Genomic DNA, 22268 nt, shown 5'->3' on the forward strand with positions numbered 1-22268 from the left:
TTAAGCAAATAATAGATTATAATTAAAGTAAGACTGCAGTTTAAGCAGGAGATGTACAATTTCCATTGGACACGGTATTCTTTTTTTAGTAGGATAGAGTCCATAATCTATTATCATTTCTGCCATTCGCTTTCAGATCGGCTAGCTTGGGAGCAAGGGGGGAGAACAATGCTTCGATTGGGTCAAAGAATATGTATAATAGACGATAGCTTCGAGCAGAATCTGCCGATAGGGGAATATGGATATATCATCGCTTATGACCGCAACGCAGATAACGTCTTTGATTATGTCATCCGGGTTCCTAAGATGAATAAACATTACTTTGTGCCGGCTGCGGATATTGAACTGGAGGAAGTGCTGATCCAGCAGGAAGCGGACCGGATAGAGAAGGAAGCCTTAATCGATTTTGCCTTGGCTACGAAGAATGAAGAGCTGTTCCGCCGCGTCCTGAATGGCGAGGAACTGGTGCTGGAGACGGAAAGCGACAAGGAAGTCATGTCTCAGGAAGATTTTATCAAGCAAATTAATCTGAAGGCCTGGATATAATCAGCAACCTTCACAATCTGGTGACCAGCCAGCTATTGGATAGCGGGGCCCATCCAGATGGATAGTCAGCCTTCGCTAAGAAAGCTCTTTCCGTAATCCATGGCGTGTTTCTAAAGAATACTTTAACGCATTCTTTGGAAGCATGCCTTTTTTGCCGTGCTAATCTGGTCCAACGCTTCCTTTGCCTGCGCTGCACCTTCGATATATTGTGCAGATGCTTTTCCGCGCTGACGCTTTACGGTCTCCTTATCGTTACAAGTCTTATCCCGACAAGTTATTCCCGACGCATGTTCTCATCGCCCAGTCCCTGGGGGTGGAAGGAAAGCTGTGATTGAGTTAGAAAAACAAGTAAGATATAATAATAAGAATGATTGCACATAGAAAGGATGTCGCACAAGATGAGTATATCCATTCAGGATGTGGAGCATGTCGCCCAACTGTCCCGACTCGATTTGACCGAGGAGGAAAAACAAACTTTTACCGGGCAGCTTAATGCCATATTGAAGTATGCAGAACAGTTGAACGAGCTCAATACCGATGGCGTCGAGCCGACCAGCCGTGTCGTTCCGATGTCCAACGTTATGCGGGAGGATGAAGTTCGTCCGTCCCTTCCTCTGGAGAAAGTATTTCTTAATGCACCGGATGAGGAAGATGGGCAATTCAAAGTCCCGGCTATATTGGAATAAACCAGCTTATCATTCGGCTGAAATTTGAAAGGAGGACATGGAGTTGTCTTTATTGGATCGCTCTTTAAAAGAAATACATAAAGGACTGGCCGGCAAGGAGTTTAGCGTAACCGAGCTGGTGGATCAGTCGCTTCGCAGAATCGGTGAAGTGGACGGTACCATCCAAGCCTTTTTACATGTCGATGAGGAAAATGCGAAGCGGAACGCCCGCGAATTGGACGAGCAGCTTGGCTCAGACGGAGAACGGGGACTTCTGTTCGGACTCCCGGCCGGGATTAAAGATAACATGCTGACGGAAGGAACGCTTACGACTTGCGCCAGCAAGTTTCTTTCCAATTATACAGCAATATATGACGCGACTGCGGTCCAAAAGCTGAGAAAAGAACAAGCCGTTCTGATGGGTAAATTGAATCTGGATGAATTCGCTATGGGAGGCTCGAATGAAAACTCCGGCTTTCATCCGACCTATAATCCCTGGAATACGGAATACGTCCCCGGCGGCTCAAGCGGTGGCTCGGCGGCGGCTGTGGCGGCCAGAGAGGTTTATTTCTCCCTTGGCTCGGATACCGGCGGTTCGATTCGGCAGCCCGCCTCCTTCTGCGGAATTGTCGGCTTAAAGCCAACCTATGGGCTTGTCTCCCGGTATGGTCTGGTTGCCTTCGCATCATCTCTTGACCAAATTGGTCCGATGACGAAGAACGTGGAAGATGCAGCCTATGTGCTGCAGGCGATCGCCGGACATGACCCGCTTGATTCTACATCCGCCAAAGTGGATATCCCCGACTATGCCAGCGCTTTGACCGGCGACGTTCGAGGGCTTAAAATTGCTGTGCCCAAGGAGTATATGGGAGAAGGAGTAGCTCCCGAAGTTAGAGAATCCGTACTTTCCGCACTGAAGGTACTGGAAGCTCAAGGCGCTGTCTGGGAGGAAGTCTCCCTTCCTCATACGGAATATGCGGTAGCTGCTTACTATCTTATCTCTTCATCGGAGGCTTCCTCCAATCTTGCCCGCTTTGACGGGGTTCGTTACGGCAAAAGATCGGATAATGCGGACAACCTGATGGAACTGTACCATCTTTCCCGCAGTGAAGGCTTTGGTCCGGAGGTTAAACGGAGAATCGTGATCGGAACTTACGCTCTAAGCTCCGGGTATTACGATGCCTATTATGTTAAGGCCCAGAAGGTTCGGACGTTGATTAAACAGGACTTTGACAATGTATTCGCCAAATACGACGTGATCGTTGGACCTACCGTTCCGACACCGGCCTTCAAGATTGGCAGCCAAGTGGATGATCCGCTCACGATGTATTTGAACGATATTTTGACCGTTCCGGTGAACCTGGCTGGAATTCCCGCCATTAGCGTGCCTTGCGGTCTGGTGAACGGGATGCCCATAGGGCTGCAAGTGATCGGCAAAGCGTTGGACGAGTCTACGGTGCTGCGTGTCGCTCACGCTTTTGAGCAAAACACCGAATTCCATAAGCTGCGTCCGCAATTGTAGGAAGGAGCGAAACTGATGACCACCACAGCTAAAAAATATGAAACCGTGATCGGGCTGGAAGTTCACGTTGAGCTTCATACGAAATCGAAAATTTTTTGCGGCTGCTCGACTGCGTTCGGAGCGCCGCCCAATACCCAGACTTGTCCGATCTGCCTCGGGCATCCCGGCGTGCTGCCGGTTCTGAATAAACAAGCGGTAGAGTTCGCTATGAAAGCTGCGATGGCGCTTAATTGCCAAGTGGCGACGGATACGAAATTCGACCGTAAAAACTATTTCTATCCCGATTCTCCTAAAGCATATCAAATCTCCCAGTTTGATAAGCCAATCGGGGAACACGGCTGGATCGAAATTGAAGTGAACGGCGAGACGAAGCGCATCGGAATTACCCGTCTCCATCTGGAAGAGGATGCGGGCAAGCTGGTGCACGTGGATGGCGGATATGCTTCATTAGTAGACTTTAACCGTGTCGGAACTCCTCTCATCGAGATTGTATCCGAGCCGGATATCCGGACTCCTGAAGAAGCCCGGGCTTACTTGGAGAAGCTGAAGGCGATCATGCAATATTGCGAAGTGTCCGATGTGAAGATGGAGGAAGGATCGCTTCGCTGCGATGCTAACGTCAGCCTTCGTCCATACGGCCAAGAGAAGTTCGGAACCAAGGCCGAGCTGAAGAATATGAACTCGTTCCGCGGAGTCCAGAAAGGACTGGAGTACGAAGAAATTCGTCAGGCGGAGGTACTCGACCAAGGAGAGAAGGTCGTACAGGAAACCCGCCGGTGGGACGAAGCCCAGGGCAAAACAATCTCGATGCGAAGCAAGGAAGAAGCTCACGATTATCGTTATTTTCCAGATCCGGACCTTGTTATGCTCCATATCGACGAGGATTGGAAAACGAAGGTCCGCGATTCGATTCCGGAGCTTCCCGATGCGCGTAAAGCAAGGTACTCCAGCGAATACGGACTTCCCAGCTATGACGCCGGAGTTCTTACCTCATCCAAGGAATTGGCAGACTTCTTCGAAGAGAGTCTTGGCTATACGAAGGATGCCAAGGCTGTCTCCAACTGGATGATGGGCGAATTGCTCGGCTATTTGAACGCCAACGGTCTGGAATTGTCCGATGTGAAGATTACCGGCAAAGGCTTGGGCGAAATGATCGGCTTGATTGAGAAAGGAACGATCAGCAGTAAGATCGCCAAGACGGTCTTCAAGGAAATGGTCGAGACTGGCAAAGCACCCGGGCAGATTGTCGAGGAAAAAGGCCTGGTCCAAATCAGCGATGAAGGAGCCATCAAAGCGATTGTCGACAAGGTGGTCGACAGCAATCCGCAATCCGTAGCTGACTTCAAGGCCGGTAAGGACCGCGCCGTCGGCTTCCTGGTAGGCCAAGTGATGAAAGAGACCAAAGGCAAAGCCAATCCGGGTCTGGTCAACAAGCTGATCATGGAGCGTCTTCAGCAGTAAGCGCAGGATGATCGAACAGATTCGGTTCAACCATAATGAAGAAGCTCTCCGGGTGCTGCAACTGCAAATGCAAGCTTATATGGTGGAAGCCGACAGGATCGGATTCTTCGATATTCCGCCGTTGAAGGAAACGATAGCGTCCTTGCAGGAATCGCGGGAGAGCTTCTACGGCTTCTTCCCGGAAGGCCCGGACGGAGAATTAGCGGGAGCGATTGCTTATGACAGGGCGGGCGATACCGTCACGATTTGCCGTTTGATGGTTCGCCCCAGCCATTTCCGCCAAGGGATCGCTTCGGAGTTGCTGCGCTTTGTCGAACGTATGGAGAGCGATTGTGCGTGCTTCTGCCTCACGGCTGCTGTCGGGAATGAGCCGGCTATCCGGCTTTACAAAAAGCATGGCTACGCAGAGGCAGGCTCACAGGAGGTTGCCCCCGGAGTAGTGCTGCTCCGGTTAATGAAGCGGACAACCGAAGAAATAGACAGCCAGAATTGCTAATTAAACAGCCGGGATACCGGCTGTTTTGTTGTAAGCTTGTGTGCAGGCATGTCCCAAGAGGTGCCGCATAGGCATCGGCGACTATATCATATACTAGATAACATTACAGCGAGAAAGGAGAGGTTTTCCCGTTGGATCCGTGGCATATCGAGCCTTTTGATTTAACGCTTCGTCTTATTCTGGCCCTCTTTCTCGGCGGATTGATTGGACTCGAAAGGGAAAAGAATAATCATCCGGCCGGACTGAGGACTCATATTCTCGTTTGTGTCGGCTCGGCCTTGCTCATGCTTCTCTCCATGTACGGATTTTCCGCGTTCGTGGATGAGGGGAATGTTCGCTTGGACCCTGCGCGATTGGCGGCTCAAGTTATTCCGGGAATCGGATTCTTGGGTGCGGGAACGATTATCCGCAACGGTTTTTCTGTTATGGGATTAACTACGGCGGCCTCGCTTTGGGTAGCCGCAGCTATCGGTTTATCCGTTGGAGCCGGATTTTATTATGCTTCCTTCCTGTCGACGGCTCTTGTTCTTATTAGTTTATGGACCCTTAATATTGTAGAAAAGAAATATTTTGAGAATAAACAGACTTACTGGTTGAAACTGGTGACTAAACAGAAGCAAGGGACTTTGGCACATATTTCCGCTAACTTGGAAAGAAGGGGAATTGCGATCCGACAGATCTCTATGGAGGAAAGCGATTGGGAGCAATCAGAATCGGCGGATCGTCCGGATCGATTGACTCTTTCCATTCTGATCCGGGTATCCAAGCCCGAATTGTTAATTGAGGTTACGGAGGAAATGAAACTGCTTCCGGGGATGGAAAGAGTGGGTATAGAAACAGCTTAATCTGGACGGGAGATAGAGGATAGAGTATTTTATGGGTGGCCTGATGCCGGACAACGTGATTTGGGGGAAAAGAGATGATTAGAAGACAGCGGGCCCAAGCGGTCATTATAGACCAAGGCCATATTTTAATGGCGCGTCATTATGATCATTATATCTCAGAACATTACTGGTGCTTTCCAGGGGGCGGTGTTGAAGCCGGAGAGAGTCCGGAACAAGCTGTCGAGCGTGAGCTGATGGAAGAGACAGGCCTGTCGATCCGAATCCAGCAGCGTCTGGGCATGGAGTGCTTTCATAACGTATGGCAAGGCTACGCATCGACTGTGTCCTTTTTGGCTGAGGCCAAGCATGGCAAGCTCACGCTAGGCCATGATCCCGAATATGAGGGCTGGGAAGTTCCTTTTTTACAGGAGGTTCGTTGGCGGCCATTGGAGGGTGATCTTCTGGAACAGGTCGATCGCCTCCTGAGGTCATTTCGCCTCCAACAGAAGCATGAATAAATTTGCAATGCCGGATAAGGAGGAGAAGAAGTTAGCATGATAAATTACAGGCTGCTGGCTCTTGATCTAGATGAAACCGTATTGGATCCCGAGGGAGAAATATCAGAAGAAAATAAAGAATGGATAGGCCGAGCTGATAAAGCGGGAGTAGTGGTTGTCATCACTACCGGACGAGGTCGGGAAAGAGTGGAACATATCCGCAAGGAGCTTGGTCTAGATACTCCCATGGTATTAGCCAATGGGGCTGAGCTATGGGAAAAACCAGAACAGCTTTTGCAGCGGTATTATATTAGCCAAGAAGATATTCGCATGTTGCATGCAGAAGCAACCAAAGCGGGGGTAAACTTTTGGGGCTATAATGATGAGAAACTGATAAGGTCTGCAGAATGGACAGACGATATGTTTGAGATGAACTTTCTCAAATTTGGAATGAGTCATCCAGACCAGCAGGTTGTGAACTCATTAAGAGAAAAGCTGCAAACCTGCCCAACCTTAAAAATAACATGGTCTGCAGCCCATAACATTGAAATATCCCAAAATGGGGTTTCCAAGGAAACGGGAATTAGAACCATTTGTGATCATTTAGGAATACAAATGTCCGAAGTGATGGCTATTGGCGATAATATCAATGACTTGGAGTTAATCCAAACCGCTGGATTAGGTGTTGCCATGGGAAATGGTGAGGAAAGATTAAAACGTGTCGCCGACCGGATAACAGACACCAATGAACAAGATGGCGTTGCCAAAGCTATTCAAGATTTTCTTTTAAACTAACATGGATAATGTTTACGAGAGCAGGAAAGCTGCGATCCGATGAACGAGGACGGGCTTTGGAGAAGGGGATCGGTGACAAGCAAAAATGCAGGTCTTTGAACAGATTTTAGTTGAAATCAGCTAAAGACAAGCAAATGTGCATGTAAATTTAACGATTTGGCCAATTTTTCGCTCTTTTCGGGGAATGACGTGTATTTTTGCACGTCTTCCTCTTTATTTAGCGGAAGTTCGCAATTGACATGCTATTCTGCATGTCAATTGCGTTAAGCCCCGTAATCGTCAGGGGCCAATAAGCGGTGTGAACCGATGGTGGATCGGATTAGCGTGGGCCAATAAGCGGTGTGAACCGATGGGATCTCGGATTAGCATGGACCAGGGCGATTAAGCTAGTTCAGCGCTCCGCAATCTCCTGCAAGCTGCCCAGGATCCTTCGGTTATCGATTCCGAAATAGTTATGTAAGTCCTTATAAATTTGAAATAATCCGTTATACTTTTCTACATTTTCACGGATAGGCAGAACGGTTTTTAACAAAGGTTGCTTCATGTTAGCCACGGCATCTCTTACCTGTTCATATTGTCCCCCGGCTACGGCTCCTAAGATGGCTGCACCGATAGCTGGGGCATAATCGCTATTTGAAATGTGAATAGGTTTATTCAATATATCGGCATATATTTGAATGAGTAAGCTATTTTTTTGTGGCAATCCTCCGCAGGCAAATACTTCATTGACTTGTAATCCGTATTCTTCATATGAACTCATAATCATTCTGGTGCCAAATGCCGTGGCTTCCATATAAGCCCGGTAAATATCCTCTGGTTTGGTATGCAGGGTTTGACCAATAATGACCCCTGTCAGATCGCTGTCACTTAACGGCGACCGGTTTCCATTATGCCAATCCAGGGCGATTACCCCTATTTCCCCGACCTTTTTCCGGGAGGCTTTCATCTCCAGCAAATCATAGATGGATAGGTTCCTTTGCTGCGCTTCATCCGCATATTCTTTGGGAACCTGATTAACGACCGATTCAAATAAATCCCCTACAGCAGACTGGCCCGCTTCATAAGCATATAAGCCGGGAATAATCGCATCCCGGACACTTCCCGAAATCCCAGGAATTTGTTTTTGCTCCTGATGTAACATCAAATGGCAGGTAGAGGTGCCCATCACCATAGTGAACTGACCGTGTTCCGTGGAGCCGACCCCGAGCACTGCCGAGTGTGCATCAATAATTGCAGGCGCTACCGGAATATTCGCCGGGAGCCCCAGCCATTGACTCATTTCCCGTGTTAATAAGCCGGCCTGCTGTCCGATTTTAACTAAGGCTCCATCACATTTCGCCCGGATAATATCTGGCAAATCAGGATCTGTTTTTTCATAAAACTCAAAGTCAAACCCGTCGGATTCATTCCAAAATGATTTATACCCTCTAGCGCAGTTGCTTCTTACATTCCCCCCTGTTAACTTGGAGACAATCCAATCCCCCGCCTCTATGATATAAGCCGATTCTTTTAAAATATCGGGAGCTTTATTTTTCAGTTCCAATATTTTTGGAATCATCCATTCACTGTTAACCTTCAAGCCATAATTTCCGAGATAGCGATGTAAATCAGGGGCTGCGGCTTCCATCATTCGATTCGCCTCGTCACTCGCTCCATGATGTTTCCAAAGCTTGACATAAGCATGGGGGTTATGCCGATGCTCCTCCTTCCAGCTTAAAGGCACGAAATGTTCATCCGTCACCATCATCGTAGATGATGTAAAGTCTATCCCAATTCCTACGATATCTTTAGGGTCTATCTTCGCGTTGGATAAAACTTCAGAGATTCCATTCTTCAATACATCCATATAATCTTTCGAATTTTGTAAGGAAAAGCCTGCTGGAATGGGTTGTTCGTACAACCTTTCTTCAATAACCTTGTGTTGATATGGGCATACACTGATCCCTGCGATGCTGCCTGTATAGGCATTCACGATCAGGACCCGGCCGGAAGAGGTACCGAAATCAATCCCGATGGCGTATTTCAACCGAATCTCCCCTTTGAAAGCACTTTAACCCATATAGTAAGTCTAAACGAGCATAAAATCAATTGATTTAAACCAAAATAAGCAATTATATTCATTGATACAAGCAAAAACGCGCGTTAGTGTGAATGTATAAACATATCCTTACTTGTGTTTATTAAAACTGGAATGGAAAATCCGTCTACCATGACATTGTAAGCGGTTTTTCGAGCGAGAAGGGAGGGAAGTCCTATGTAGTGGATGGTTAGTCGTTCAGGGCGATCAAGAGATTAACTTAAAGGATTATGCGATCCGTTACCGATATCCTGAAAATGTGGATGATTTGATTTGGCCGGTCACCGAAGATTTGATTATTGAATGTTACTGCTAAAGCATAATATCCAGAGGTTGACGGTGTAAGTTGTCCTGCTGGCGACGGACAAGCTGTCCATCCTTCATTGAGGAAAAGGGAGAATCAAGACAATTCTCCCTGGATAACGCGCTTGACCATATGATCATCAATGATGCGATGTCCGTTCTGTGATCCGTACATCAAACAGTGTGTACAGACCTTGTTAATCAATCTCGCTGAGCCGCTGGAAAAAAGGTAAATGTCATCGATCGCTCCATCTGAAAAAATCTCCTGCTCCCGCATACGTCAAATGGCGTTTCACATAGGCCCCTGCTTGAGCACGATCATAATGAGACAGCTTGTACTGCAAATCGATGCGTTGGCGAATGGCTGCGTAGGATTGCAGACCAGCAGCCAAGGTTTAGAAACAAATATTGTTTGAATATACTATTTTTTGTCGTATTTTACTATTAGATTACGTATAATAGGATCTAATTGGCTAGTTCTAAAGACTTATTAACATAACGCTCTATTTGTCCCTATGCAAGTCTATCAGCGCTTCTATTGATCAATATATCTATCAAGGATGTGATGGGACTGACGTTTGCTGCTCATATTAGAGAGACTGATTTTGCGGTTCAAATGGTTGGCGAACATTCAGACGAAACAGCAGTGTTGGCAAAGGAATTTGGCAGGAAGCTGCAAGTGGAGAACATGGCGGAGTTAAGTGGTTTTCTTCACGATATGGGTAAATGGATGTGCGAATTCAGTAGTTATCTTCACAAAGTAGTGATTAACAAGGATAAACTATCGCCTTATATCGACCATTCCACCGCTGGAGCCAGATATTTGTATGAAAACTATTATATTCATGATACCGGTAAACAGCTTAGCATCGCACAGTGGGCGCAAAATCTGGTAGTAGAGGTTGTAGGAATGGGGATTCTCTCCCACCATTCCGGTCTTCAAGATTTTATCGGGGAGGATGGCAGTTCAGACTTTATCAGAAGAGTGCGTGAGAAGGAACTGCCCTATTATGAGGAAGTGGTCCATAACTTTGAGCAAGTCCATGAAAATGTGGTTAGGGTAAAACGATTGGTGCGTAAGTCCACCCAAGAAATGGAACTCATCTTGGGTAAATTGCTAGAGTTGCATCGAAAGTTCCAACACTATCCCCTGCTGCTCAGTCTGAGCTTCGTTATGAAGACGGTGTTCAGTTGTTTGATCGATGCCGACCGGACCAATACCAGAAGGTTTGAAGAAAATGATCGCAGCCCGCTGCAGGCAGATGCTCAGCCGTTCTTTCAACAATCGTATCGGCATCTGATGGAGCAGGTGGTAAAGTGGGAGACGGGCGGAAGCGAGAGCGACATCGATCAATTGCGCAGCCGGATGTCCGCTCAATGCGATGATTGGGCGGCTCGGCCGGCGGGCATATACACCTTGTCGATTCCGACTGGGGGCGGGAAGACGTTCGCCAGCTTGCGGTACGCATTAAAGCATGCGCTGCAGGAACAAAAGGATCGCATCATCTATGTGGTTCCTTACACGACTATACTGGAACAAAATGCGGATGCTGTTCGGAAAATCATCCGAAACCAGACCCGTGTATTGGAGCACCATGGCAATGTCATTGATGACAAACTGCTGGATCATGATTTTGATTACTATGGTCAATCACTCCACAAACAACTGCAATTGGCCAGAGACAACTGGGACTACCCCATTGTATTTACCACGATGGTACAGTTTCTGGATGCGTTCTATGCGAAAGGAACGAGAAAAGCCAGAAGATTACATAATTTGATGAACAGCGTCATTATTTTTGACGAGGTGCAGGCGGTGCCCTTCCAGCATTACCATTTGTTCAATGAAGCGGTGAACTTTCTGCACTATATTGGCGGCAGCAGCATCTTGCTGTGTACAGCGACACAGCCTGCCGTTGCTGATATGCGTTATCCACTTTATCTCTCGACGGACCAAGAAATGGTTGCAGAGCTTAATCAGGTGATCGATGCCTTTGAACGGGTGAAGTTTCGATTGGAGGATCACGCTCTGGCCGGTCTGGATCAAGGGCCGTTGGCCGACTATGTGCAGCAACTGTACGAGCAGCATCTTTCTCTGCTGGTAATTCTGAATACCAAGAAGAGCGTGCAGCAGTTGTTCGAAGCGATGACCGAAAAGGGCGCGACTCATGTTTACCACCTTAGCACACTGATGTGTCCGGCGCATCGAACGATTATTCTGGATAAGGTGAAAAAGAGGTTGGAATCCGGAGAACCCGTTTTGTGCATCAGCACGCAATTGATCGAGGCGGGGGTGGATATCAGCTTTCAAGCCGTGCTGAGAGCGGTAGCCGGACTGGACTCGATTGCCCAGGCAGCCGGACGATGCAATCGCCATGGCGAGAAGGAACTCGGCTACGTCTATCTGGTCCATGTGTCCGACGAGCATTTGACTCGTTTGCCGGAGATCAAGCATGGAAAAGCCGTGACCATGGACTATATTTTGAATGACCCTATTTATAGGGACCGATTGCTGCATCCGGATTCGATCCGGCGCTACTACCAATATTATTACCATCAGCTGCATCAACTGAACCGGATGACACATCCCAAATTGCAGCGAGAGTTGATCGAATTGATTGACGAAAACAAGTTGTTCAAGGAGTATCAGAAGACGATCCTGCCTTCCATGTATAAAACATTAGAAGCGCATTTCCAAGCGATCGATTCTCCGACAACTACCGTTCTTGTTCCTTATGGTCGGGGCAAAGAAATCATCGTGCAGTTGAATGAAGAGATCCGGGATTTGCCCCTATTCAATTCACTGATCAAAGAGGCTCAACAATACAGCATTAACGTCTTTTCGCAAACGTTGCGCGAGCTCAGTCAGGCCGGTCTGATCCACGCTTTATACGGAAAGAGCATCTATTATCTCGATGAACAGGCGTATGACAATGAGTATGGATTGGCCATCGATGGCGGCGGTTCGGCTGCGTTGTATTCCTTTTGAAAACGAGCACATATGAGGAGGTGATTCCCATGCGCAATCAGATCGAGTATGTCGTCCATGGCAAATATGCGTTGTTTACCGACCCGATCACCAAGATTGGCGGTGAAAAATTTACCTATCAGGTGCCGACTTACGAAGCGCTCAAAGGGATAACGGAATCGATTTACTGGAAACCCAGCATTACCTGGATTGTGGATGAAGTAAGAGTCCTGCATCCGATTCAAACCGAGGTCAAAGGGGCGCGTCCAATCAAATATCAGGATAGCAGTAATGATCTGGCTTACTACACCTATTTGCGCAATCCTAGCTATCAAGTGCGGGCTCATTTTGAATTCAACCGTCATCGGCCGGATTTGCAAGCGGATTGGATCGAGGAGAAGCATCATCATATTGCCAAACGAGCTGTGTTAAAGGGAGGGAGAAGAGATATCTTCCTTGGAACCCGGGAATGCCAGGGCTACGTCGAGTACGCCGTCTTCGGTTCCGGTACAAGCTACTATGACGACTATGGGGAGATTGCCTTTGGACCGATGTTTCATGGATTCAACTACCCGGATGAAACGGGCGAAGCGAAGCTGGAAACACGTCTGTGGCCAGCTAAAATGGTCAACGGGGTCATTGCCTTCCCGCGGCCGGAGCAATGTGAATGGGTGCGGCCGGTGAAGGAAATGGACAGAAAGTCGTTTGTATTGGGGCAAAATATGCGACTGATCACCGAAGAATAGGGTGGGAAAGGAGGAAAGGCCGTGGCCTGGATGCAACAGCTTCGAGCTGTATATGATGAGAACAGTGGCGAGGTAGGGGAGTTTGCCGTTCGTAACAAGCAGCGCTTCACCTTACTGCCGATTGCGCATATGACGCAAGGAGTGCAAGTGACGATTACCGTGACGGCCGATGGCGAGTTTTATAAAGCGGAAGTTGTGCCTAAGGAGGATGGGCGAACGATCACGCCGATGTCGCTGGATTCGGCCAATCGCGCCGGGAGCAAGGTAGCGCCTCACTATATTCACGACAAGCTGTTCTATGTGGCGGGCGATTACATAAAATTCGGCACCAATGCCAAGCGAAACGAGAACTTTGCCAAATACCTGGAGCAAATGGAACATTGGGCGAGCTCGGCTTACGCCCACCACAAAGTCATTACGGTCACAAAATATGTAGCCAAGGGGCAAGTCATTCAGGATCTCATCGCAGCGGGATGGATCTGGCAGTATCCGGATGGGAAACTCGTTGAGAAGTGGGACAATCGTGCGTCTCAGATATTGAACACGGAGAAACCGCCGCTATATCAGTTGCTGCAGCAAACCATCTTCGATATCGGCGTCCGTTTTACAGTCGTCAAGTCTCACCCGGCAGACAAGGATATATGGGAGGACAAAGAGCTCTTCCAGCGCTTTACGCAGTACACGAATGAGGTGCTGATCCGGGACAAGCACAAATCGCTGTGTTATGCCACAGGCGAGTATGAGGTGCCGACGACCCAGCATGGCGCGCGAATTCGCAATGCAGGCGACAACGCCAAGCTGATATCGGCCAACGACGATCAGGGCTATACCTTCCGCGGTAAATGGAAAGAGGCTGAGGAAGCGGTTCAGATTGGTTATCTCGCCTCCCAGAAGGCGCACCATGCCTTGCGCTGGCTCATTCAACGTCAAGGAAGTTATGTCGATTCCCGATATTTTGTCGTATTCAGGAAGCTCGGCGATACCGCAACGGATGTGTTCGCGTCATCGCTCGATTTGCTGACGGCGTTGCAAGGTCCCGGCGACCGGAAGGAAGACGATGAACGCAGACGAGGCACAGGAATCGTTGAAGCCAATCAGGTGGCCAAGGCGCTGCAGGGATTGGCCCACAGCTTCGAGAGCCGTTTCTTTGATCAGACGATCGTCATGGCGCTGGATGCGGCCACGACAGGACGCTTGTCGATTGTTTATTACCAGGAAGTCGACAGCAAGCTTTATTTGAACAATCTGACGCATTGGCATGAAACCTGCCGCTGGCTGCAGATCACCAAAGACGAACATAATCGGGTGATTGCGTACACAGGTACGCCTTCGACTTACCGAATTTCCCAGGCCGTATATGGGGAGAAAGCCGATGCAAGGGTGAAGAAGGAACTGTATACCAGGCTGCTGCCTTGCATTGTCGAGAAACAGGCGATCCCCAAAGATATCGTTTACGCCATTTTCGAACGTGTGAAGAATCCGGAAAGCTTTAAAAATACGATGGAATCCTGGGAAGCCACCTTAAACATCGCATGCGCGCTCATCAATAAAATGTATGAAAAGGAGGGATTGAACGTGGCTTTGGACGTGGAAAACAAATCCCGTGATTATTTGTTCGGGCGCTTACTGGGGATTGCGGAAGTAATGGAAAGCCGGATTTTGAGCGAACAGAAAGAAAATCGCGCCACCAATGCAACGCGTTATTTCAATGCTTTTGCCAATCGTCCGGCCCGAACATGGCTGGTGATCCGCAAACAATTGCAGCCTTATTTCAATCGGATGGGGAAGAAGGCAACGAATTATCAGATTTTGATACAAAAAGTTGAATCGTCGATCCGCGAGTCGGATATGAACAATACGGCATTATCACCGTTGTTTTTAATAGGCTACAGCAGTCAGGTTCAGGAACTATATAAAAAGAAAGAGGTAGAGAAGGATGACAGTGCTGCAGAACAAAATTGATTTCTCGGTTGTTTTTACAGTAAGCAAAGCCAATCCCAATGGAGATCCGCTGAACGGCAATCGACCTCGTCAGGATTATATCGGCCATGGCGAAGTGTCGGATGTGGCGCTCAAACGTAAAATACGCAACCGGCTGCAGGACGAGGGAGAATCCATCTTTGTCCAGCCGGATGAACGAAGAAATGATGGCTATCGCAGTTTGAAGGATCGGGCCGAATCGGTGGAAGAACTGAGAAAGCTGCTCAACGACGCAAAAGCCGATGAAGATCTCGCGGCAGATCTCGCATGTCAGCAGTGGTTTGATGTGCGGGCCTTTGGACAAGTATTTGCGTTCAAGGGAAATAAATTATCGATCGGTGTGCGGGGCCCGGTATCGATTCATACCGCAACCAGTCTGGACCCCGTAGATGTCACCAGTATGCAGATTACCAAGAGTGTCAATTCTATCACCAATGAAAAAAATCCTGGCGAGAAAACCTCGGATACGATGGGGATGAAGCATCGCGTCGATTTTGGCGTCTATGTTTTTCATGGCAGCATCAACCCGCAGTTGGCAGAAAAGACGGGATTCACCGAAGCGGATGCCGAGAAGATCAGGCAGGCTTTGATCACACTCTTTGTCAATGACGCTTCTTCCGCGAGACCCGATGGAAGCATGGAGGTCCACAAGGTGCTGTGGTGGAGGCATTCCTCCAAAATTGGCCAGTATTCATCGGCCAAGGTTCATCGCGCATTGAAGATTAATAAACAAGCCGAACAGGTTCATTCGATTGACGACTATGACATTTCGATAGAAACATTGGATGGCCTGCCATGTGTAGTATACGATGGTCTATAACGAAGACGACTTTCTTATGTTGTCCGGCATTCAGCATTTTGTTTTCTGTCGCAGACAATGGGCGTTAATCCATGTCGAGCAGGAATGGCAGGACAATGTGCTGACCTTGGAGGGTCAACTGATCCATGAGCGTGCAGACAACGCCATGATCCGGGAAAAAAGGGGAGAGCTGCTCATTGTGCGAGCCCTCCCTCTTCAATCCGCAAGCTTGGGAATTAGCGGGATCTGCGACGTTGTGGAATGCGTTCAGCATCCTGAGGGCGTGCCGATCGCTGGAGAAGAGGGGACTTATCTCGTTCATCCTGTAGAGTACAAACGCGGCCAAACCAAAATTCATGATGCGGATCGCTTGCAGCTAACCGCGCAAGTGATGTGTCTGGAAGAAATGCTCGTTCATCCGCAGATCCCCGTTGCGTATCTTTATTACAATGAGACTCGAAGACGCGAGGAAGTGGCCATTACAGAGGAACTCCGAAATAAAGTGCGGGACATTACAACGGAGATGCACAGATACTTCCGACAACGGCATACCCCCAAAGTAAAGACGGGCAAGCACTGCCAGCAATGTTCGCTGCGGCATATTTGTTTGCCTGAACTGTTGAGTAAAGAAAAAGCATCCGCCTATATAGAAAGGATGTTGCGTTTGTGAAGAAGATGCAAAATGTCATCTACGTGACGATCCCGAATTGTTATCTGGCTCTATCAGGCGGAAATATCAATCTGCTGGTTGATCAGCAATCGATTGCGAAGGTCCCTTTGAACAACCTGGAGGGGATTTGTACATTTGGCCACCAAGGAATCAGTCCTGCACTGATGGAAGCATGCTTAGAACGCAAGATCAGCATTTCATTCTTTAACCAGAACGGCAGATTCCGGGCGAGAATCACAGGCACGATTGATGGCAATGTAACTCTGCGCAAAACGCAGTATCGATGGTCGGACGATGAAGAGCGCAGTACAGAGATTGCCCGAAATTTTATCATTGGCAAAGTGTATAATACGATCCATTTGCTGAAGCAAGTCCGAAAATCTCATGCCTTGCGAATTGAACTTGACACTTTGAATGAAACGATTGCACATTTGAGTGGCAGGATTGATGGACTGAAGCGGGTTAACAATCTGGAATCATTGCGAGGGCTAGAAGGAGAAGCTGCATCCCGCTACTTTCAGATCTGGGATCATTTGATTTTGCAACAGAAGGAGTCGTTCTTTTTCCGAGGCAGATCAAGAAGACCGCCGATGGATCGGACCAACGCCTTGCTTTCCTTAGCTTATAGCTTGCTGGCCAATGAGGTGACGTCCGGACTGGAGAGTGTAGGGCTTGATCCTTACGTAGGTTTTCTGCATCGGGATCGACCGGGCCGAAGGTCGCTGGCCTTGGATGTGATGGAGGAATTGCGGCCTGTGATGGCCGATAGGTTTGTTTTGAACCTGATCAACCGCAAGCAAATGAAGGCCAATGATTTCAGGGTGAAGGAAAACAGCGCCTGTCTACTCACTGACGAAGGACGAAAAAAGTTTTTCCAGCTATGGCAGGAGCAGAAGAATGTTCAGATCGAGCATCCGTTTCTAAAAGAAAAAATCAAGTGGGGCTTGCTACCGCACGTCCAATCGTTGCTCTTGGCCAGATATCTGCGCCATGATCTGGATGTCTATCCCCCATTTATGTGGAGGGGATAGCTTTGTTAGTCCTTGTAACCTACGATGTGGCGATTACCACTGACGGCGGAGCAGCCAGATTGCGAAGAGTGGCCAAGATCTGTGAGCAATATGGCGTTCGCGTTCAAAATTCTGTATTTGAATGCATCGTGGATGCGACCCAAAAAAAGAGGTTGGAAATGGACCTGATGAAGGTGATTGACGAGCAGGTTGACAGTATTCGGATCTACCAGTTGGGTAATCAATATCGCAATAAAGTAAAGCATATCGGCGCCAAGGAAACGATCAATGTGGAAGACCCGCTTATCTTTTAATGGTGCTGGAAAACCTGAAGTAAACATGAAAACCCGGGGAGGTTTTCCGGTATTTATGACTGATTTAGTCGTTTTTGTTAACTGAAAATAGAAAATATACATTTAATTATTAGGATTAACACAATATCTTGTGTGTGGATATTAAGAGTGCGCAAGATATTGCGGTCTCCCTCTACGTGAGGGAGTGGATTGAAATTTCAACCAGCTGCAGGTCATTAGCCTGGAGGTCTCCCTCTACGTGAGGGAGTGGATTGAAATCTTGTCATCAACATTTGTCCGCGAATAGCCATGTCTCCCTCTACGTGAGGGAGTGGATTGAAATAGATAGATGCGAGTGGAAATGGATCTCATATAGTGTCTCCCTCTACGTGAGGGAGTGGATTGAAATTTCTATGTCCTCTATCTGTTTCACTTTTTCTTTCTGTCTCCCTCTACGTGAGGGAGTGGATTGAAATATTGTGATGGTCTTAAGGCCGACTCTGACCGTTTAGGTCTCCCTCTACGTGAGGGAGTGGATTGAAATGCTTAACCCCTTCGACCAACGGAATCTCAAATATCGTCTCCCTCTACGTGAGGGAGTGGATTGAAATTATGAAGAAACCATCCTCATCATCATCATCAAACATCGTCTCCCTCTACGTGAGGGAGTGGATTGAAATCAAGTTTGTCTAATCGTTCATCCGACAGGATTACCAGTCTCCCTCTACGTGAGGGAGTGGATTGAAATGCCTATGGTTGAGCTAATTCCCGAAAATCAGAATTAGTCTCCCTCTACGTGAGGGAGTGGATTGAAATGACTTTAAACCCTCCAGACGATCCCGGAGCAAGTGGAGTCTCCCTCTACGTGAGGGAGTGGATTGAAATAAACGTCAGCCCAAAGCGGGCTTGGATGTGAAAATGTCTCCCTCTACGTGAGGGAGTGGATTGAAATCCCCTTGGGTTATGCTTATGTGGTAACGGTTGTGGGACGTCTCCCTCTACGTGAGGGAGTGGATTGAAATGAAGTGAAACTATAAGGTCGAGATAATTAATCCACAGGTCTCCCTCTACGTGAGGGAGTGGATTGAAATATCGTAAAGAGAAGTCAGGCTTACAAGGTTTAATGCCGGTCTCCCTCTACGTGAGGGAGTGGATTGAAATGCCTATGGTTGAGCTAATTCCCGAAAATCAGAATGTCTCCCTCTACGTGAGGGAGTGGATTGAAATATTGCATGGGCAAACTCCATAGTTTCGTTCTGCGTGGTCTCCCTCTACGTGAGGGAGTGGATTGAAATATCAAGCGGTACATGTTGACCGATGATGAACAGCGCGTCTCCCTCTACGTGAGGGAGTGGATTGAAATTATGTCCCAAGATGCCTTGTTATTGCCTTGTCTCCCTCTACGTGAGGGAGTGGATTGAAATTCCCAATACACATGAAAGTCCGCTATGTAGGTGAGTCTCCCTCTACGTGAGGGAGTGGATTGAAATAAGTAAACAATAGCCCCACCTGTTCAACGAGATGAGGGCTAAGTTATGCTTTTTTATGATTTAAATACTTGGCAAATTAGTGGCAGTGATGCTGACCAAGCATCAGCTTGTCCAGATCTTCGGGTTCTGTTGGATCAGATAGTTGGGGAAGTCGCTCAAATAAATACTTCAGGTATTCGAACGGATTTAGTCCGTTTTCTTTCGCTGTCTCAATCACACTGTAGATTGTCGCGCTTGCTTTTGCACCGCGTGGAGTATTCGCAAAAAGCCAATTCTTTCTTCCAATCACAAAAGGCTTGATGGAACGCTCGCTTCGGTTGTTGTTGATCTCCAGCCGACCGTCCTTCAAGAATGCCGTTAGCTTATCACTGGTTCAGGCTGTAGGTGATAGCTTTTCCAAGCTTGCTTCTCGGTAAGGTACGGGATCGTTGATGACGAAGCCACTCCAAATAAGCATCCAGAACAGGGCGACTTCGCTCTTCACGGATGGTAAAGCGTTTTTTCGGTGATTCATCTTTCAACTCGCGTTCAATCGCAAATAGCTGATTACAAAATTGCAATCCTTGCTCAGCGACGGTTCCCGTTTTGTCCTGGGAAGGCGGCATGGCTTTTAACGCCTCGTCATACTTCCTTCGCGCATGAGCCCAACAGCCCACGAGTGTTACTTTCTGCACTTTGTGGTAGCCAGAATAGCGTCTTCTCGCTCGAAGCACCGAAGCGTTTCTGCTGGGCAAGGCGAAAATGCTCCTCGTACCACTTTTGTTTGGCTTCAAGTTCTGCGTTTTGTTGGGCCAGTTTAGCGTTCTGTTCGGTTAATTCTTCTATTGTAAGGGATGTCGGTTTCGTTTGATTTTCCATACCTAATCAATTTCGACAAAACGCTGCCCAATCCTATTTAAAGGTATGGCGAAACAGCGAAAACAGATATTGTTAAATGTCTGTTTCCGCGGTTACCTTAGGATGCGCTTGCCGCTGATTCAGTGAAAGACCATCCAACAGCCAACGGAGTTCACGACTGGAGATGAGCCGGGGACTCGTATGATCCACCGGCCATTGAAACGTTCCTCACTCCAATTGGCGATAAAACAGCCAAAACCCATTATGCTCCCAATAAAGAATCTTGAGTTTATTGCATTCGCGGTTACAGAACACAAACAAACTTGGCGAGAATGGATCGAGTTTGAAGCCTTCTTGCACAAGTGCGGCTAAGCCATCGATCGACTTTCGCAGATCGGTCGGACCGCAGGCGAGGTAAACGCGAAGCGAGTCGGGCAACGTCAGCATGCCCCCAACGCCTGCACGACTTGACGAAGCAAGTGCGGATCAAAGTTTTTGTTAATTTCATTATTTGCATGTCCGATGCGAACGATAAGAGGAGATGTCGCAAGTGGTACATCCGGTGAAACGGAAAGAGGCAACCAGCGGAGAGTTGATTCGGTAGAAGAAGTTTCGAGGTTTTTCGTTTTTCGTATCCAATATTTCAATTGTTCTTGGAAAAAGAGTGAGCTTGGCACCATGCTGCCATCGTAAGCCCGTTGGCTTGGTAATCTGCAATACGAGCCTGCCAATCCTGTAGACGTTGTTCTTTCGTGGTCATGAAGCAACCACCTATGACGAAGTTGCCCTTATTCTCTCATGAATTTATTTTGCATTGAAGGTGGGTTGGGTTTGACGCTTACACAAATACGTGCTTTGAGCTCTTTAACTTGAGCTGGGTACTACGCCTTCTGCTAAGAGCGGTGACAGCATCTGCATCCGCTCCACAGCGATCGCTTCGGCTTTCTTTTGATCTTTCATTCTTTCCTCCACCTGCCTTTGCTAGACTTCGATTTCGAGTCTACCCAAGCGAGGTTTGGACAAGAATGCAGAACGGTCTGTACCCATAAATTTGCGTTGGCGACGGGACGGACAGTTCGTGCCAGCCATCCAGCGGCATCGCCAACCAGGTGTTCAATTCTATGGTGTGCAGACTGTGAAGAGGTGGACGAATTCTTCGCAGGATCTTGGTGAAAGCGAATCGCAATGGAGGTTAAACATCCTAGCAGATAAGTCACTTGCTCGTTAAACCAGCCGCGCCAGCGATACAACGTTGAATCGTCTGCGGCCACCGCAGGTGTGGCAACCGTATCTGAGAGGACTTCCTCCACACATGCAGATTCATAACGCTTGTACGGTAACACATGAATGGTGCCACAGTTCAAACAACAAAGTCTGCGAATACGCAGTATCTTTGCTTCACCGGCAGCATCCAAACAGGTACGATTACGACTTCCAATGATTTTAAGCTTTTCTCCAACAACATGGTGAAGGCACCCTTACTGCACACCGAACAAAAAACGCCAGTTGTATTCTCAACCAGCTCGTAATTTGATACAATGATCATATTGTGAGTGGGGATGTCTCCAGTGGTCTGCGCCAACAGATCACTCTGATGGAGGCATCCTTTTTCCTTTCTATTCGTCAACCTCTGGACAGGCAATACCGTCAGCTTTCGGGCACTATGCTTCAGCGGCAACAATTGAACCAGGGAACGCTTTCGTCTTTTGGATTGGAAAACCGGAGAATCGGGACCTGACGGTCGCGGATTTCAATGGCCGTGATACGATAAGCTATTATTTTGTCGCTTCGATCGGATCCCCATTCTACAACAAGCGACACTTATGAGTTGGATATCCGACGTGGGACGGACCCGCTTCTGAATGTCACGGATGAACAGATCCTGAGCGGAAAGACTTAGAGGCCCTCTGGCGAAGCAGTTGACGAACAGCCTGAGTCAAGCAGAGCATTTTTGCAGCAAGGGTTCTCTCGACAAAGCGAAGAAGCATATGGAGGACTTTATCCGGCATTTGAATAACGAGCCGATGCAGGAACACATTTCTCCCGAAGCGAAAGAAACTATTGAGCAAACTATAAACAATTGGTTCGGGTCCTGGATATTGGAATGAAATAAACAGCATGCAATATAAAGCGTAATCTATCCGTGACTCTTCAACCGGATTCCATTAATGCAAATGGAATCCGGTTAATTAGTTGTGCATGAAGAAAAGATAGAAGAGGTCTCCAAGAGTTATAGGAAAATAAGTATATGTTTCATGACGAAAAGCTATATGGACGAATGAAATTCAA

The 22268-nt window shown here is 47.8% G+C and carries 19 protein-coding genes, 2 pseudogenes and 1 CRISPR repeat array; of the genes and pseudogenes, 16 read left to right on the top strand and 5 right to left on the bottom strand.

The features are described from left to right. Positions 1-168: 168 nt before the first annotated feature. The 8 genes from KJS69_RS23020 (at position 169) to KJS69_RS23055 (ending at position 6806) form a co-directional block, all read left to right on the top strand. Complete coding sequence (locus tag KJS69_RS23020) at positions 169-546, top strand: ATPase (RefSeq protein WP_213586136.1); 378 nt, start codon at positions 169-171, stop codon at positions 544-546. Between the two features lie 398 nt (positions 547-944). Next, positions 945-1232: an Asp-tRNA(Asn)/Glu-tRNA(Gln) amidotransferase subunit GatC gene (gene gatC, locus KJS69_RS23025; protein ID WP_213586137.1), complete on the top strand. Its 288-nt coding sequence runs from the start codon at positions 945-947 to the stop codon at positions 1230-1232. Positions 1233-1275: 43 nt separating this feature from the next. Continuing rightward, a complete protein-coding gene (gene gatA / locus KJS69_RS23030) occupies positions 1276-2733 on the top strand; it encodes an Asp-tRNA(Asn)/Glu-tRNA(Gln) amidotransferase subunit GatA (RefSeq protein ID WP_213586138.1) in 1458 nt (485 codons plus the stop codon). A 15-nt stretch (positions 2734-2748) separates the two neighbouring features. After that, entirely contained in the window at positions 2749-4194 is a 1446-nt protein-coding gene (gatB, locus tag KJS69_RS23035) for an Asp-tRNA(Asn)/Glu-tRNA(Gln) amidotransferase subunit GatB (protein WP_213586139.1), read from the top strand. Positions 4195-4201: 7 nt separating this feature from the next. Then, positions 4202-4690: a GNAT family N-acetyltransferase gene (locus KJS69_RS23040; RefSeq protein WP_213586140.1), complete on the top strand. Its 489-nt coding sequence runs from the start codon at positions 4202-4204 to the stop codon at positions 4688-4690. Between the two features lie 131 nt (positions 4691-4821). After that, positions 4822-5535, top strand: a complete 714-nt coding sequence (locus KJS69_RS23045) for an MgtC/SapB family protein (protein WP_213586141.1) — start codon at positions 4822-4824, stop codon at positions 5533-5535. A gap of 74 nt (positions 5536-5609) precedes the next feature. Next, a complete protein-coding gene (locus tag KJS69_RS23050) occupies positions 5610-6032 on the top strand; it encodes an NUDIX domain-containing protein (RefSeq protein ID WP_213586142.1) in 423 nt (140 codons plus the stop codon). 36 nt (positions 6033-6068) lie between these two features. Further along, a complete protein-coding gene (locus KJS69_RS23055; RefSeq protein WP_213586143.1) occupies positions 6069-6806 on the top strand; it encodes a Cof-type HAD-IIB family hydrolase in 738 nt (245 codons plus the stop codon). Between the two features lie 391 nt (positions 6807-7197). On the opposite strand, the gene KJS69_RS23060 is transcribed toward KJS69_RS23055, so the two are convergent. Further along, positions 7198-8832: a ribulokinase gene (locus tag KJS69_RS23060; protein WP_213586144.1), complete on the bottom strand. Its 1635-nt coding sequence runs from the start codon at positions 8830-8832 to the stop codon at positions 7198-7200. Between the two features lie 919 nt (positions 8833-9751). On the opposite strand from KJS69_RS23060, the gene cas3 reads away from it, so the two are divergent. From cas3 to cas2, 7 genes are read left to right on the top strand one after another with little or no spacing between them, the layout of a single operon-like run. After that, the gene (gene cas3, locus KJS69_RS23065; RefSeq protein WP_213586145.1) at positions 9752-12175 is read left to right on the top strand and encodes a CRISPR-associated helicase Cas3'; all 2424 of its coding nucleotides are present in this window, start codon (positions 9752-9754) and stop codon (positions 12173-12175) included. 29 nt (positions 12176-12204) lie between these two features. Further along, on the top strand, positions 12205-12900 hold the full coding sequence (gene cas5c / locus KJS69_RS23070) for a type I-C CRISPR-associated protein Cas5c (RefSeq protein ID WP_213586146.1): 696 nt from the start codon (positions 12205-12207) through the stop codon (positions 12898-12900). A gap of 30 nt (positions 12901-12930) precedes the next feature. Continuing rightward, positions 12931-14862, top strand: a complete 1932-nt coding sequence (cas8c, locus tag KJS69_RS23075) for a type I-C CRISPR-associated protein Cas8c/Csd1 (protein ID WP_249730679.1) — start codon at positions 12931-12933, stop codon at positions 14860-14862. Next, the gene (gene cas7c / locus KJS69_RS23080) at positions 14837-15700 is read left to right on the top strand and encodes a type I-C CRISPR-associated protein Cas7/Csd2 (RefSeq protein WP_213586148.1); all 864 of its coding nucleotides are present in this window, start codon (positions 14837-14839) and stop codon (positions 15698-15700) included. The genes cas8c and cas7c overlap by 26 nt, the downstream gene beginning before the upstream one ends. Further along, positions 15690-16349 carry a CRISPR-associated protein Cas4 gene (gene cas4, locus KJS69_RS23085; protein ID WP_213586149.1) on the top strand — a complete coding sequence of 220 codons (660 nt, stop codon included), beginning with the start codon at positions 15690-15692 and terminating at the stop codon, positions 16347-16349. Before cas7c ends, cas4 begins: the two co-directional genes overlap by 11 nt. Next, positions 16346-17380, top strand: a complete 1035-nt coding sequence (gene cas1c, locus KJS69_RS23090) for a type I-C CRISPR-associated endonuclease Cas1c (protein WP_213586150.1) — start codon at positions 16346-16348, stop codon at positions 17378-17380. The genes cas4 and cas1c overlap by 4 nt, the downstream gene beginning before the upstream one ends. 2 nt (positions 17381-17382) lie before the next feature. Continuing rightward, on the top strand, positions 17383-17673 hold the full coding sequence (cas2, locus tag KJS69_RS23095) for a CRISPR-associated endonuclease Cas2 (RefSeq protein ID WP_213586151.1): 291 nt from the start codon (positions 17383-17385) through the stop codon (positions 17671-17673). Between the two features lie 164 nt (positions 17674-17837). Next, positions 17838-19142: direct repeats of the CRISPR family, unit length 32 nt; unit sequence GTCTCCCTCTACGTGAGGGAGTGGATTGAAAT. Between the two features lie 53 nt (positions 19143-19195). Here cas2 and tnpC read toward each other — a convergent pair. The 4 genes and pseudogenes from tnpC to KJS69_RS23115 form a co-directional block, all read right to left on the bottom strand. Next, a pseudogene (gene tnpC, locus KJS69_RS23100) lies at positions 19196-19834 on the bottom strand (IS66 family transposase); the annotation flags it as partial. A 373-nt stretch (positions 19835-20207) separates the two neighbouring features. Further along, positions 20208-20426, bottom strand: coding sequence for an IS66 family insertion sequence element accessory protein TnpB (tnpB, locus tag KJS69_RS23105; RefSeq protein ID WP_213586152.1), 219 nt, complete (start codon positions 20424-20426; stop codon positions 20208-20210). 196 nt (positions 20427-20622) lie between these two features. Further along, entirely contained in the window at positions 20623-20739 is a 117-nt protein-coding gene (tnpA, locus tag KJS69_RS30495) for an IS66 family insertion sequence element accessory protein TnpA (RefSeq protein ID WP_483874565.1), read from the bottom strand. Positions 20740-20935: 196 nt separating this feature from the next. Further along, on the bottom strand, positions 20936-21394 hold the full coding sequence (locus tag KJS69_RS23115) for a DUF6431 domain-containing protein (RefSeq protein ID WP_249730676.1): 459 nt from the start codon (positions 21392-21394) through the stop codon (positions 20936-20938). 486 nt (positions 21395-21880) lie between these two features. On the opposite strand from KJS69_RS23115, the pseudogene KJS69_RS30330 reads away from it, so the two are divergent. Further along, positions 21881-22087 (top strand): annotated as a pseudogene (locus tag KJS69_RS30330) (FIMAH domain-containing protein); the annotation flags it as partial. Between the last annotated feature and the right edge of the window lie 181 nt (positions 22088-22268).

The sequence above is a fragment of the Paenibacillus sp. J2TS4 genome (assembly GCF_018403245.1).
Lineage (GTDB): Bacteria > Bacillota > Bacilli > Paenibacillales > NBRC-103111 > Paenibacillus_L.